This window comes from Kordia antarctica (genome assembly GCF_009901525.1).
Taxonomy (GTDB): domain Bacteria; phylum Bacteroidota; class Bacteroidia; order Flavobacteriales; family Flavobacteriaceae; genus Kordia; species Kordia antarctica.
Genome location: NZ_CP019288.1, coordinates 2654217 through 2666960 on the forward strand (window position 1 = coordinate 2654217; position 12744 = coordinate 2666960).

Below are 12744 nucleotides of genomic sequence, written 5' to 3' on the forward strand. Positions count from 1 at the left end.
TTTTTTACAGCTTTTATGAAAGTGAAGGCGAACCTTTGTTGAAGAGCGATTTTGTGTAGAAAGTTGCTATGTCAAAAGTCAGAAATGAGTTGACTGACTGTATTTTTTGAATTATGTTTAATAGTATATTTTTGAACGTTTCCGAAACGTATTGCAATCGTTTGTAAAACCAACTAACATCTTGTTGTGCGTCAACATCTTTTAACGTTCGTTGGAGTTTTATTTGTAATCCTTCTTGCAGTAACGATTGCTGAAATGCTGTTCGCAGGTGTCGTGTTTGCCACGGAAGTTCTTGAAAAGTTGTAGCGTTGAAATGTTCTTTACTAATTCCTAAGAGATAGATTCCTCCATCTGTTGCTGGGCCAATGACAACTTTGTTTTGTTGTAAGTCGTGATGCGTTTTTAGAATATCGGTTGCTTCTAACGAAGGTGTATCGTTTCCGACAGAAATTAGTTGTGTAAATCCTTTTGCAAATACGGCTGCAATTGCATTGGTAAATCGTGCGCCAAATGTTGTTCCGTGTTGTTCTTTTTCAGAATAGATAAAATACGGTAATCCAGTTTTTTGAACTTTTTCAAGGATTTGCGCGTTGAAGTATGAAAACAATTTTTCTCCATTAGGTATCATTTTTTGCTCCGCTTCCTTATGAGAAGAGTTTGCAAAGATTAGAATCGCAGTGGAGTTTGTTGGTTTCAGGGTTTATTTTTTTAGATGGTTTTGTAGTATTAAAGTTTAGTTACCGAATTTGTTGAAACCTTACAGTTTAGTTTCTGTTATTGACTATTGATTTTAATTGCACTTCCATTTGAAATTGAATTTTCTATTTTTATCACTATTTAATATATACGAATATGTATGACAAACGGTTTTAAAATATTTAATGTAAAGCACATCACATTTTATAGTATTTTTAGGTGTAATTTTTAAGTTTATGAAATTAGCATCACAGATAGCGAAACATTTTAAAGAAGTTCATTTTGGAGAAAATTGGACTGGCTCGAGTTTTAAAGAAATTATGGAAGGCGTGACTTTTGAACAAGCCACCACGAAAGTGCAAGATTTGAACACGATTCTTACCTTGGTTTTTCATGCGAATTATTACGTTGCGGCAGTTTTGAAAGTGTTTCAAGGAGAAGCATTGAACGCAAAAGATGAATTGAGTTTTGATCATCCGCAGTTAAATTCCGAAGCCGAATGGCAAGCATTTTTAGCTCAAGTTTGGAAAGATGCTGAAGCGTTTGCTGATTTTGTAGAACTGTTACCCGATGATTGTTTTGACAAAGATTTTACAGATAAGAAGTATGGAAATTATTACCGAAATATTCACGGAATTATTGAGCATACACATTATCATATTGGGCAAATATCGTTGTTGAAAAAAATGTTAAATTTTGAATTTTGAATTTTTTAACCTTTAGATTGTTTATCTCGCTTTGCTCGATCTTTGTTAGATTGTTAGATTGTTAGATTGTTAGAAATAAACTGTTTCTCGATACAATTTTCTTCATTTCATTCCGAAAATTACTCGAAACGACGTTTTTTAATCTTTTAATTATTAAATTTTTCAATCATTTCCCTACAACCATTTTTTTCTACGGAAGAAAATTAAAAGTGCTAAAAACAACGCAATCATAATTCCCCATAAAACAAAGTAGCCGTTTTCAGAATGTAATTCGGGCATGTGCTCAAAGTTCATTCCGTAGACACCAACAATGAACGTTAGTGGAATGAAAATCGTAGAAATGATCGTTAACACTTTCATGATTCCGTTCATTTTGTTACTCATGGTTGTCATGTGCATGTCCATTAATCCCCAAACCATTTCTCTGTAAAGATCAATGTTATCGTTGATTTGCAGAATATGATCTTGTAAATCTTTTAGATAGTTGTATGTTTTTATGGTAATTAATTCAGATTGAGATTTCACTAATCTACTGATAACTTCTCGTGATGGAAAGACGTTTCTGCGCAAGCGTAATAAGTCTTGTTTTAAGTATTGAATGTCTCTAGAAATTCCTTCTCGCGAATTTTCTAGGAATAATTCATCTTCGGTTTGTTCTACTTTTGCACCAAACATTTCAATGACAACGGAGTAGTTATCAATGATTGCATCCATGAGTGAAAATGCTAAATAATCGGCACTAGAACTTCGAAGTCTGCTTTTTTGATTTTTGAATCGTCTGCGAATCGGGTCAAAGATATCTTCTTCTGTTTCCTGAAACGTTAATACGTAATCGTGTCCAATAATGATAGAAATATGTTCCGTAAGCAACTCGTTTTCTTTGTTGTGATACAACATTTTTAACACAACAAATATGTAGTTTTCATATTCGTCAATTTTAGGACGCTGATTCGTGTTTACAATGTCTTCTAAGATTAATGGATGTAGTTTGAAGTACCTGCCAATTTTCGTAATATCCTGCGCATTGTTGAGTCCATTGACATTAATCCACGTTACACGATTGTTGCCTTTGACATTTAATATATTCTGTATTTGATTGGTTTGGTGCGTATTGTATTCTTCACTTGTATATTCATGAACTTCTAGTATCGTTTCTAGATTTTCCTTATCACCTAAATACACCAATTCGCCTGGAGCTCTTCCCAAACTTCTCGAAGCGTTTTCTTTTTTCCTTCTTTTTTCTTTTTTAGATGATATATTCAAGGTGTCTTATTTTTTGTTCGGAATGTTTAAATGTACGTAATATATTATGATTTAATTTTACGTTATTATTCTTCGAACAACTCTTTTTCTTCTTTTTCTATAGGTTCTTCTTTTGCTAGAATTTCAATTGCTTTTTGCATAACTAATGCGTTAGGAATTGAAATGTGTTGACCTTCATCAGTTTCAATAAAAAAGTAAAACGCTGTAATATTCTTTACAGAACCTGTCCATTCGTAATCTTTATCAATGATTTTAATGCGATTTCCTATTCGGATTGGATGATAGAAAAACAGAATAAAGCTCGCCGTAATATTTGAAAGTATAGACCATTGCGCAAAGAATCCGACACCTAAAACCGCCAAAACAGATGAGATGAATATGGCGAAATCTTCAAATTTTACGCCCCAAATTAAGGCTAGAAAGAATCCAGATATGAGATAAATGACAAAGTAACAGATATTGAAAATTACTTTCCGCCTGTTTACTTCTATCGCTCGTACAAAACTAAATTTACGAATTGCTTTTTTTATGATAAAGCTTGTAACAATCATAATTACGATCAACAATAACGTATGTAGTAATTCATCTTTAGGAACGATCATAATAGCTTATTTTATGAGTTAACGTGAGTTCGATATAGTATTATCAAAAATTCTTTAAAAACACTTTGAATTAAATAACTGATACACTTCTGAAAAAGAGTTTATTACGCGTTATTTTTGTAGCTAATTCTAGTTCGTTTTTAATACTATCAAAAGTATACAAAAAAAGTATAGATGAACAAAAATTCATCTATACTTTTTAAAGGAGATTTTATACTGTATTTTATGCTTCTTCCGTTTTTTCAGCTTTAGAAACATGCAAAGTTTGATCGTCAAATTGCAAGGTTCTAATTGGGAATGGAATGTTGATTCCTTCTTTTGCGAATGCTTGTCTTATTTTCTTGATTCCTTTACTCTTTGCTTTTAACTGTTCTAATGAGTTTTCGGCATCAATCCAAAATCTACATAAGAAATTAATGGAACTTCCGCCAAATTCAGTATAGTAAAATTCTACATTTTCCGTACTTTCTATTTGGTCAAAAGAGTCGGCAATAACATTTTTAGTAATTTGTTCTACTTGTTCTAAGTCAGATTCATATCCAACTCCACATTCTATCATCACACGCATTCGTGTAGTAAGTGAAAAGTTTTTTATAGGGTTTTCTAAAATAGTTTTGTTTGGAATGATCACAATATTGTTGTCCGCCTCTTTTAAGACTAAATAATTTAAGGCAATGTCCATAACTTCACCTGAAAATCCTGTGGTTTCAACCCAGTTTCCAAGACGTATGTTTTTTCTAAAGGATAATACAATACCCGAAATTGTATTGGAAAGCGTTCCTTGTAAAGCCAAACCAATTACAACACCTGATATTCCGGCACCTGTTAACAATCCTGAGATGGACTGACCAAGATTTAATACACTTAAAGCGAGAAATAATCCTAGCAATACTACTATAACTGCAATAACTTTTGCAATTAATTTTGCAACAGATCTTTGTCGTACACGCCCGACAACAAGTTTTAAAGTAGTTTTGAATACTAATCTAGATAAAAAATAACTTAGTATTAATACTAAAAGTGCTACACCTAAGTTTGGTAAATTTTCCACAAATGCTACCCACCAACTTTGTAATTTGTCGATGACGATTCCTGCTGTTGATTGTATATCTTCTGTTGTTGACTGTTGTATGATCGCCATGTATTTTTCTTTTGTTGTAATAAATTTAATAATTTTTGTATTTCTTTCGCAATACACCTCTTTTTAACTAAAAACTAACCTCATCAATTTGACAAGGTTAGTTCGTAATTGTATACAAATATGATGATTTATCTACACTTAGAATTTTAAATCTTCAAAAATCACAAATTCGGTATCATCAGTTTTAGGATTGTAATACTCTAATACAAAGTCATTATCCTTTGTGAAATACCCAACTCCATTCATTTCTTTTGAAGAAATTACATAGTAGTTATTATATTTTGATCGAACTGCTTTTCCGATGTTTACTTCTTTATCATTTTCTGTATAACTCATATTCAATGAGTTTCCTTCTGCTGAAAAAGCATATTTTCTATTATTCATGTTATAATATTTCACTTTCGTTACTTTATCATAAAATGGATCTTTATCATTATCAATCATGAAAGTTTTTGTTACTGCAATTGGCGCAACTACTCTATCTTGATTTAATTGATGCTTCTGATTTTTGTCAAATTTAACTTTCTGAGTTTTTTCAGTAATTACTTTTACTTTAGTATTGATGACTTCATCACCTTTTACCGTAGTTGTTTTTTTAACTTCAGTAGTAACTATTTTATCTTTTTGTGCAAATGCAAACGTTCCTGTTAACAAAATTGCAACTATAATTAATTTTTTCATCGTGTGAATATTATTGTTGTTAATAATTATTTTAAAATGGATTCTTGGCTATCGTAGATGAGTTACCTCGCCCCGAAAGAACGAGGTATCAAGTAGAAAACCACTATTGTATTTCGACGTAAGCATCGAAAAATTGATCCAAATCTTACTTAGATTTTCTTTCTTCCAGTAATTAAAGTAATTACAAAAAGTACTAAAAATACAAAGAATAAGATTTTTGCGATTCCTGCAGAAGCTCCTGCGATTCCACCGAAACCTAAAACTCCAGCGATTAATGCGATAACGATAAATGTAATTGTCCAACGTAACATATGTTTATTATTTAAAGGTTAGTAATAATTTGTTTTTGTTTGATACAAATGTATGATGACATTGATTCTTCGCTTTGCTGAATCCGTTTTAATGTTAGCTCATTTAAAAAATGCTTTTCATTTGAATTTAAGATAAGTACAACCCAAAAATGGCGCTTTTCAAGCATGCTCTATAATTATCTTAACGAAATGCATTAAGATGAATGGCATATGAGTCAACTCTTTCGAACGAATGATGCTACTTTTGAATCTTGAAAGAGAATATGAACTAGACGCTTTCCCTCGAGCACACAATCCCAACCAAATGAAATATAAACTGTCAAACATTGCAAGCAGAACTTCACTCGAACTTACTTTTAGACTTCCATTAATGTATCCAAATACGTATAAGCCAAACTTGATTATTGATGGATTGAAAGAACAATCTATTCCTATTATAACCATGCACGACCCGAAACATATTACAAAAGGAATATGGGGAATTCTTCCGCAAGATTTTGAAGGAGATTGGAAAAAGTTTCAAAAATTAAAAACAACATTGCATACAAATAGAAATGACATTGCAAATAATATATTGTACAATGAAGCACTCGAAAAAAGGCGTTGTTTAATTTTAGTTACAGGGTTTTACATGTATCAACTTGATGAAAATGAAATAAAAACATTTTTGGTAGAAAAGGAAAACGCCGCTCCTTTCTCCATAGCTGGGATTTATAATATCTTAGAAGATGGTTTTATTACGTGTTCCGTAATTAATACAGAAATAAACGATCTTTTATCTTCTGAAAAGAATTTATATGATAGCATGCCGCTCGAAATTCCGCAGTTATTCAAAAATACGTGGCTCAGTGAACAAACAGCGTTTAATGATATAAAACACATCATTTCAAAACCGTATTTAACAAAATTTAAAATTCAAAGAATCGCCTCATGATATACTTCTTCTACACCGTTTATGCGCTAAGTTTTCTCTGGGCAACGTTCAACATACTTCTCTATGGAGACAGACCTGCGCGTTCAGTAGGTTGGATCTTAATTATCATTATACTTCCAATAATTGGTGTTACTTTGTACATTATTTTTGGTGTTAATCGTAAAAAGTTTAAATTTTTTCGTCTCAATTTTAATGCAAAACGACGTTTATATGATTTCAACAAAATCACGAAAAATATTGAGGAAGATGAACAACCGTTTGTGCCTAAAAAATATTCAAAAATTGATAACTTGTTAAAAGCAAGTTCTGACTTTCCTACGTTGGAAGATAATGAAGTTGTTTTACTTAAAGACGGAAGAATAACATTCGACACCATTTTTGAAGCTATGGAAAATGCTGAAAAGTTTATTCATGCACAATATTACATTTTAGAAAAAGGCGATATTTTAGATCGAATTTTTAAGATTTTTGAACAAAAAATTTCAGAAGGTGTAGAAGTTCGGATGTTGTATGATGCAGTTGGAAGTCACGATCTAAAAGGCAAACGATTGAAGCGACTCAAAAAGATTGGCGTACATATCTTTCCTATTTTACCATTAAAATTCAACACCATTTTATCTACCATAAATTATAGAAATCATCGAAAAATCTTAGTCATTGATGGAAAAATAGCCTTCACAGGTGGCGTAAATATATCTGATAAATACATAACGACAGACAATCCGCTAGGAAAATGGGGCGATATGCATTTGCAACTCAAAGGTTATATTGTAGATCATTTACATAGAATTTTTATTAAAGATTACTATTTTGCAAGTAACAAAACATTGTTAACCACAGATGAATATCTTCCAAAACAAAAAAAGGAAGGCGACAGTTTGGTTCAAATTGTTTCTGGCGGACCAGATCATATGAACTTGTCTATTTTACATCAATATTTAGCAATGATTGGCGCGGCAGATAAGAGCATTTATATTGAAAACCCTTATTTCATCCCAAATAAAGCATTATTAGAAAGTCTTAAAATGGCAGCATTACAAGGCATTGACGTTCGAATTATGGTGCCGAAAAAAAATGATTCACAATTGGCAAAGTATAGTATGTTTTCTAATTTTCAGGAATTATTACGAACTGGCGTGAAGATTTATACGTTGGATAAATTTTCGCATAGCAAACTTATTATTATTGATAAAGAGATTGCTTCCGTAGGTTCAGGAAATTTTGATTATCGGAGTTTTGAGCACAATTACGAAGCAAACACATTACTATATGATACTAAAATTGCTGAAGAATTGGCGACTGATTTTGAATCTGAAATTGATAACTGCGCGCAATTAGAATATGAAGAGTTTAAAAAACGTCCGTTAAAAGTGAAATTATTTGAAGGCGCTGCACGTATTTTTAGTCCGTTGCTTTAAGCAATAATCTTTATAAATACTATAGAAATAAAAAACATACGTTTACATTAAGAAAAGCACCATTTAATTGAAGCCATAGACACGAATAAAATAAAGAATATAAGTTAATGATTAAACTATATGAGCTAACTTTAATCATAACTATAAACTACATTTGTGTTACACAAAATAACAAAAACGATGAAAAATATTAAACTATTATTAATTGTTAGCTTTTTAGCAATTGGAACATCAGTAAGTGCACAACAAGTATCTAAAAACGCATTAGGACTGCGTATTGGAGACAATGACGGATTTGGCGCAGAGATTTCTTATCAGCGACATTTAAACGAGAATAATCGTTTGGAATTTGATTTAGGATTCAGAAGTAGAGACAATGTAGACGCTTTTAAATTAGTTGGATTGTACCAATGGGTTCGTCCATTAGATGGAAATTTTAATTGGTATGTTGGAGCCGGTGGTGGAGTTGGATCTTATGATACACCTGCTGGAAATGGATCATTTGCATTGATAGCTGGAAATCTAGGTATTGAATATAATTTTGGGATTCCATTATTAATGTCACTTGATGTGAGACCAGAACTTGGGTTCGATGATTCTTACAGCGACGATTTAGATTTTGACATCGCACTCGGAATTAGATATCAGTTTTAATAAGAAATAATTAGTGCAAACAATATTTGTAAACCTTATATGAAAATGAAAACGTACACAGAAGAAATAGGTGATAAATTAAATATCTTGTTAGAAAAAAATTATGATGCAGAAAAAGGATACACAACTGCATCTAATAATGCTAAAAGTGCAGCTTTAACAACCTTTTTTGAACGTAAAGCTATACAACGAAAGGAATTTGCAGATCAATTAAAAATAGAATTAATATCTGTGAATCAAGAACCAACAACTGGCGGAAGTATTGCTGGCGCTGCACACAGAACGTGGATGAATACAATTGCATGGTTTTCTTCAGATACTGATGAAGCAATGTTAGAAGAAGCAATGCGAGGAGAAAAAGCGTCTATTGAAGATTATAATGAAGTGTTGAACGCAAGCATATCATTGCCTCTTTCTATTCAGAAAGTATTATCTGGTCAGAAAAAAACAATTGTGAACGATACGTTGACTATTAAAAGATTAGAAGATCTTGCGTAAGTTGTATTTTATAATTAAAACATCTCAATAAAATTATCAAAGCGATATTTACATAAAAATATCGCTTTGATTTTCAAAAAATATTAAAATAAAAATTCCTACCGTTTATCATTTACCTTTCATTCATATAACACAAACGAACCAAATGCAAAATTTTGCTCGCATCTTATTTTTAGTAAGTTTATTCACCTTTTCCTCAACTGCATTTGCGCAATTAGGCGATTTGGCACGAATAGATTACACGTATCTTCCAAAAGCAAAATCTGACGTAGAATATTCAAGATTTCGCGCGCTGTTTAATTATCCAATAAAATTAAAGAAAGAAGGAACGTATTTATTTTTAGGACTCGATTATAGTAATATTCATTTGAAATCGGATCGCGAATTTCCTTTTGACACTCATGATTTGAATGATTTTCAATTGTTAAGTTTTACCTTTTCATACACAACTCCATTAAAAAATGATTGGCGTTTAGGCGTTCGTTTTCAACCTGGTTTTAGTACTAATTTGGCAGCAGATGCACTAAGTTTGGAAGATATGGTTTTCTCTGGAACAGTTGTTTTCATCAAAGAAGGTAAAGAATATAATGGAAATCCAGAAAAGTGGATTTTAGGAGTTTCGTATTCTGGAAATGCAGGATTTAACTTTCCATTACCTTTTGTTAGTTATTTTAGAAAATTTCGCCCAGATTGGTCTTATAATTTAGGAATTCCTAAAACGAATTTACAATATTATTTTTCTCAGAAACATCGATTAAAAGCGTATGCGCAACTAGATGGTTTTACATCCAATTTGCAACGCGATGTTCCTATTATTAATGGAGAAGCGGCAAGAAGCATCAACATGTCTTTAATTTTAACTGGACTTCAATACGAATTTCACTTTGCCAAACGCATGCAATTTTATGCGCGAGCTGCATACATTTTGAACATTACTAATGAACTTCGCAACGAAAATAGAGATCCCATTTTCGCATTGGAAAATAAGGCTAAAATTTATTTAAGAACTGGCGTTAAAATTAGTATTTAAAAAAAAGCGAATTCAATAAGATAAATTCGCTTTACAGTTCTTATTTAAGCTTTTTAAATTAGCATCTATCTGACTCACATTCACATACTGTAATATATGATTCGTGAGACATACAATGTGGTTTTACCCTTACTGAAGGACATTCGTTAACATCAGTTTGTCCATTTGTTCCACCAATAATTTCCTCGTTAGAAAATTTTGAAATGGATTTTTTGTTTAAAATTAATGATTTGAAGCTCTTTTTTTTCATGATATATATATTTTGTTTCTTCTAAAATACAACGGTTCAAGCATCTTTCTCGACGGTAAAACCTTGAAATATCTAAGTGAATACCGCGTATAATATTTTATTATTAACCTATAAAAAATGTGACTTTACAGAATCTCATTTGAGTCAACAATGGTTTCATATCCGTTAACGCTTCATTCGCATGATTCTTACCTTTATGAAATACATTAATAACCAAAAATTACAGAAAAATGAAACAAGGAAATGAAAATTTTGAATTTGTAAAAGATCCAAATGATGAGACACAACGTAATTACATTTTTCAGGATAATGATAAAACAAAAATTGCGTTTTATATAGTGGCTTCCGTTTTAGTAGTATTAATTATTGCGGTAGCAGCAACTGCTTTCTTCTAAATAGCAGTACATTTTAACTAATATTACAAAGGTTGTTTTTCGCTCAAATATTTCCAATAGCGTTTGGGAACGTGGCGAACATGCAACAACATATTTTTTCTAGATTCTATATTAGTGCTTTTAAAATAGTTTTGCCACAACTCTTGAAATTCTAATTCTTGATCGGCAAAGAAATCTCCAGACGTTTTTGTAAAATCGAAATGTGCTGGAAAATCTAACACAACCGTTTCTACGTTTTCCAAATTATAATACAATCCAAACTTTCGTTTGATGTCATAAATCAACCATTTTTGATCTGCGTAACGCGATTTAAAATGTTTTGCAATTAACGGCAACACATTAAAATCGGGTTCAATATTGGCAAAATACAGATCATCTTTAGTAAGCCTGAAACGCACAAATGCTTCCATTCTATGTTTTTCACGACTAACACTTTTGGTAATCTTCGAAATCTTTAAAATTGTACTATTCGAAAAGTCCTTTTCTATATTTAGTGTTGATTTGAATACTTGTTGAATATAATCGAGTAAGGTATTTTCAACTGAAATTAGTTCGCTTTGAAACGAATAAAATACTTGATTGCATCCAAAAGAAGTCAACTTTTTCTTCAATCCTTTCCACACACGATCTGCATGTTCTTTATTGGTCACAATTTCTTCGCTTTCACCAAAAAAAGAAGCTTGTACATTTCCTTCTCTCTGAATATCAACGTTTGCTAATTTCTCTTCATAAACTTTAAAAACTACACTCAAAAAACCTTCAAACGAACCGTCGTACACCAATACTTTCTGCATTATCCAAATAGATTTAGTTGACTACTTGTAGCATTTCTGAATTTGCTTTTAGAGTTTTGAAGTATCAATCCTTTAATTTTAGAAGGTTCTAAATCGCGCCGTTCAAAAACATGTGAATTACAGATCATAAAATATTGTGCTCTGTTTAACGCAACACCCAACTTTTTTAAATGTTCCCAGTTTAATTGCCGAAATTTTCGCGCATGCAGTATTTTATAAACCGATTTCATTCCCAAACCTGGTACGCGTGCTAACATACGTTTATCTGCGCGATTCACATCCACAGGAAATTCATGAATATTTCGCAATGCCCACGATAGTTTTGGATCAATTTCTAAGTCTAAATGTTGATGTGTTTCGTTTAAAATTTCACTCACATCAAAACCATAAAAACGCATCAACCAATCGGTTTGGTACAATCTATTTTCGCGCAACATTGGCACATCAGTTCCTATTTGCGGTAAACGACTATCGTAACTTATTGGCACATAACCCGAATAATAGACACGTTTTAGATTGAATTTTTTATAGAAGAAATTAGAAGCCGTCATAATTTGATAATCATTTTCGCCACTTGCGCCAATAATCATTTGTGTACTTTGCCCAGCAGGCGCATATTTTGGTGTGCTTCTAATAATTTTTTTCTCGGCTTTGTATTGAATGATTTCATTTCTAACCTTTTTCATGGGTTTGATAAAATCTTCCCGATTTTTATCTGGCGCAAGCCTTTTTAAACCTTCTCGCGTTGGAATTTCGATATTTACGCTTAATCTGTCAGCATATAAACCAGCTTCACGCATAAGTTCGTCTGAAGCACCAGGAATAGATTTTAAGTGAATATATCCGTTGAAGTTTTCCTCTAAGCGTAATTTTTTCGCCACTGAAACCAAACGTTCCATTGTATGATCTGCACTTTTGAAAATGCCTGAACTTAGAAATAATCCTTCAATGTAGTTTCTACGATAGAAATTAATTGTTAAGTCGACTACTTCTTGCACTTTAAAAGCTGCACGTTTGATATCGTTACTTTTTCGTGTAACGCAATATGCACAATCAAAAATACAATGATTGGTTAATAATATTTTTAAAAGTGACACACAACGTCCATCTTCTGTGTATGTGTGGCAAATTCCCATTCCGGTTGAATCGCCTAAACCTTTGTCTTTATTTGCTCTATTACTTCCGCTTGAAGAGCATGAAACATCATATTTAGCTGCATCAGCTAAGATGTTTAGTTTTTCTTTAATTCGTTCAAATGACATGAAATCGTTCCTCCTATTTGTTGAGTTGTAGTGAATTATATTACGACTGCAAATATAACATTTTACAGAGTAAACTACAACATATGTGGAATTTATTCTGTTAAATGT

General features: G+C 31.8%; 16 protein-coding genes. 7 read left to right on the plus strand and 9 right to left on the minus strand.

What is annotated here, in order from left to right; genetic code table 11:
- Positions 1-13: 13 nt before the first annotated feature.
- Positions 14-628: a TIGR04282 family arsenosugar biosynthesis glycosyltransferase gene (locus IMCC3317_RS10875; RefSeq protein WP_160129530.1), complete on the minus strand. Its 615-nt coding sequence runs from the start codon at positions 626-628 to the stop codon at positions 14-16.
- A 304-nt stretch (positions 629-932) separates the two neighbouring features.
- On the opposite strand from IMCC3317_RS10875, the gene IMCC3317_RS10880 reads away from it, so the two are divergent.
- The gene (locus IMCC3317_RS10880; protein WP_160129531.1) at positions 933-1403 is read left to right on the plus strand and encodes a DUF1572 domain-containing protein; all 471 of its coding nucleotides are present in this window, start codon (positions 933-935) and stop codon (positions 1401-1403) included.
- 174 nt (positions 1404-1577) lie between these two features.
- On the opposite strand, the gene corA is transcribed toward IMCC3317_RS10880, so the two are convergent.
- The 5 genes from corA to IMCC3317_RS10905 form a co-directional block, all read right to left on the minus strand.
- Positions 1578-2666, minus strand: a complete 1089-nt coding sequence (corA, locus tag IMCC3317_RS10885) for a magnesium/cobalt transporter CorA (protein WP_160129532.1) — start codon at positions 2664-2666, stop codon at positions 1578-1580.
- A 65-nt stretch (positions 2667-2731) separates the two neighbouring features.
- On the minus strand, positions 2732-3268 hold the full coding sequence (locus IMCC3317_RS10890; protein WP_160129533.1) for a mechanosensitive ion channel domain-containing protein: 537 nt from the start codon (positions 3266-3268) through the stop codon (positions 2732-2734).
- A 223-nt stretch (positions 3269-3491) separates the two neighbouring features.
- Positions 3492-4409 (minus strand): mechanosensitive ion channel family protein, encoded by a 918-nt coding sequence (locus IMCC3317_RS10895; RefSeq protein ID WP_160129534.1) that lies wholly within the window; start codon positions 4407-4409, stop codon positions 3492-3494.
- Positions 4410-4547: 138 nt separating this feature from the next.
- Positions 4548-5090, minus strand: a complete 543-nt coding sequence (locus IMCC3317_RS10900) for a hypothetical protein (RefSeq protein ID WP_160129535.1) — start codon at positions 5088-5090, stop codon at positions 4548-4550.
- 149 nt (positions 5091-5239) lie between these two features.
- On the minus strand, positions 5240-5401 hold the full coding sequence (locus IMCC3317_RS10905; protein WP_160129536.1) for a DUF1328 domain-containing protein: 162 nt from the start codon (positions 5399-5401) through the stop codon (positions 5240-5242).
- A gap of 304 nt (positions 5402-5705) precedes the next feature.
- On the opposite strand from IMCC3317_RS10905, the gene IMCC3317_RS10910 reads away from it, so the two are divergent.
- The 5 genes from IMCC3317_RS10910 to IMCC3317_RS10930 all read left to right on the plus strand — a co-directional run bounded on the left by IMCC3317_RS10910 (position 5706) and on the right by IMCC3317_RS10930 (position 9935).
- On the plus strand, positions 5706-6335 hold the full coding sequence (locus IMCC3317_RS10910) for an SOS response-associated peptidase family protein (protein WP_160129537.1): 630 nt from the start codon (positions 5706-5708) through the stop codon (positions 6333-6335).
- Entirely contained in the window at positions 6332-7753 is a 1422-nt protein-coding gene (gene cls / locus IMCC3317_RS10915) for a cardiolipin synthase (protein ID WP_160129538.1), read from the plus strand. The genes IMCC3317_RS10910 and cls overlap by 4 nt, the downstream gene beginning before the upstream one ends.
- Positions 7754-7933: 180 nt before the next feature.
- A complete protein-coding gene (locus IMCC3317_RS10920; protein ID WP_160129539.1) occupies positions 7934-8407 on the plus strand; it encodes a hypothetical protein in 474 nt (157 codons plus the stop codon).
- A 45-nt stretch (positions 8408-8452) separates the two neighbouring features.
- The gene (locus tag IMCC3317_RS10925; protein WP_160129540.1) at positions 8453-8905 is read left to right on the plus strand and encodes a ferritin-like domain-containing protein; all 453 of its coding nucleotides are present in this window, start codon (positions 8453-8455) and stop codon (positions 8903-8905) included.
- A gap of 145 nt (positions 8906-9050) precedes the next feature.
- The gene (locus IMCC3317_RS10930) at positions 9051-9935 is read left to right on the plus strand and encodes a DUF6268 family outer membrane beta-barrel protein (RefSeq protein ID WP_160129541.1); all 885 of its coding nucleotides are present in this window, start codon (positions 9051-9053) and stop codon (positions 9933-9935) included.
- 58 nt (positions 9936-9993) lie between these two features.
- Here IMCC3317_RS10930 and IMCC3317_RS10935 read toward each other — a convergent pair whose 3' ends face one another.
- Positions 9994-10185: a hypothetical protein gene (locus IMCC3317_RS10935; protein ID WP_160129542.1), complete on the minus strand. Its 192-nt coding sequence runs from the start codon at positions 10183-10185 to the stop codon at positions 9994-9996.
- 230 nt (positions 10186-10415) lie between these two features.
- Here IMCC3317_RS10935 and IMCC3317_RS10940 point away from each other — a divergent pair, with 230 nt between their 5' ends.
- Positions 10416-10580: a hypothetical protein gene (locus tag IMCC3317_RS10940; protein WP_160129543.1), complete on the plus strand. Its 165-nt coding sequence runs from the start codon at positions 10416-10418 to the stop codon at positions 10578-10580.
- Positions 10581-10603: 23 nt separating this feature from the next.
- On the opposite strand, the gene IMCC3317_RS10945 is transcribed toward IMCC3317_RS10940, so the two are convergent.
- Both IMCC3317_RS10945 and IMCC3317_RS10950 read right to left on the minus strand, forming a co-directional pair.
- Positions 10604-11374, minus strand: coding sequence for a TIGR03915 family putative DNA repair protein (locus IMCC3317_RS10945; RefSeq protein WP_160129544.1), 771 nt, complete (start codon positions 11372-11374; stop codon positions 10604-10606).
- Positions 11374-12636 carry a putative DNA modification/repair radical SAM protein gene (locus tag IMCC3317_RS10950; protein ID WP_160129545.1) on the minus strand — a complete coding sequence of 421 codons (1263 nt, stop codon included), beginning with the start codon at positions 12634-12636 and terminating at the stop codon, positions 11374-11376. Before IMCC3317_RS10950 ends, IMCC3317_RS10945 begins: the two co-directional genes overlap by 1 nt.
- Between the last annotated feature and the right edge of the window lie 108 nt (positions 12637-12744).

What these genes read in the sequence shown, in the direction of transcription:
- IMCC3317_RS10875 (WP_160129530.1), bottom strand. Translation starts at nt 628, where the DNA reads ATGATACCTAATGGAGAAAAATTGTTTTCATACTTCAACGCGCAAATC.
- IMCC3317_RS10880 (WP_160129531.1), top strand. Translation starts at nt 933, where the DNA reads ATGAAATTAGCATCACAGATAGCGAAACATTTTAAAGAAGTTCATTTT.
- IMCC3317_RS10890 (WP_160129533.1), bottom strand. Translation starts at nt 3,268, where the DNA reads ATGATCGTTCCTAAAGATGAATTACTACATACGTTATTGTTGATCGTA.
- IMCC3317_RS10895 (WP_160129534.1), bottom strand. Translation starts at nt 4,409, where the DNA reads ATGGCGATCATACAACAGTCAACAACAGAAGATATACAATCAACAGCA.
- IMCC3317_RS10900 (WP_160129535.1), bottom strand. Translation starts at nt 5,090, where the DNA reads ATGAAAAAATTAATTATAGTTGCAATTTTGTTAACAGGAACGTTTGCA.
- IMCC3317_RS10905 (WP_160129536.1), bottom strand. Translation starts at nt 5,401, where the DNA reads ATGTTACGTTGGACAATTACATTTATCGTTATCGCATTAATCGCTGGA.
- IMCC3317_RS10910 (WP_160129537.1), top strand. Translation starts at nt 5,706, where the DNA reads ATGAAATATAAACTGTCAAACATTGCAAGCAGAACTTCACTCGAACTT.
- cls (WP_160129538.1), top strand. Translation starts at nt 6,332, where the DNA reads ATGATATACTTCTTCTACACCGTTTATGCGCTAAGTTTTCTCTGGGCA.
- IMCC3317_RS10920 (WP_160129539.1), top strand. Translation starts at nt 7,934, where the DNA reads ATGAAAAATATTAAACTATTATTAATTGTTAGCTTTTTAGCAATTGGA.
- IMCC3317_RS10925 (WP_160129540.1), top strand. Translation starts at nt 8,453, where the DNA reads ATGAAAACGTACACAGAAGAAATAGGTGATAAATTAAATATCTTGTTA.
- IMCC3317_RS10930 (WP_160129541.1), top strand. Translation starts at nt 9,051, where the DNA reads ATGCAAAATTTTGCTCGCATCTTATTTTTAGTAAGTTTATTCACCTTT.
- IMCC3317_RS10935 (WP_160129542.1), bottom strand. Translation starts at nt 10,185, where the DNA reads ATGAAAAAAAAGAGCTTCAAATCATTAATTTTAAACAAAAAATCCATT.
- IMCC3317_RS10940 (WP_160129543.1), top strand. Translation starts at nt 10,416, where the DNA reads ATGAAACAAGGAAATGAAAATTTTGAATTTGTAAAAGATCCAAATGAT.
- IMCC3317_RS10945 (WP_160129544.1), bottom strand. Translation starts at nt 11,374, where the DNA reads ATGCAGAAAGTATTGGTGTACGACGGTTCGTTTGAAGGTTTTTTGAGT.
- IMCC3317_RS10950 (WP_160129545.1), bottom strand. Translation starts at nt 12,636, where the DNA reads ATGTCATTTGAACGAATTAAAGAAAAACTAAACATCTTAGCTGATGCA.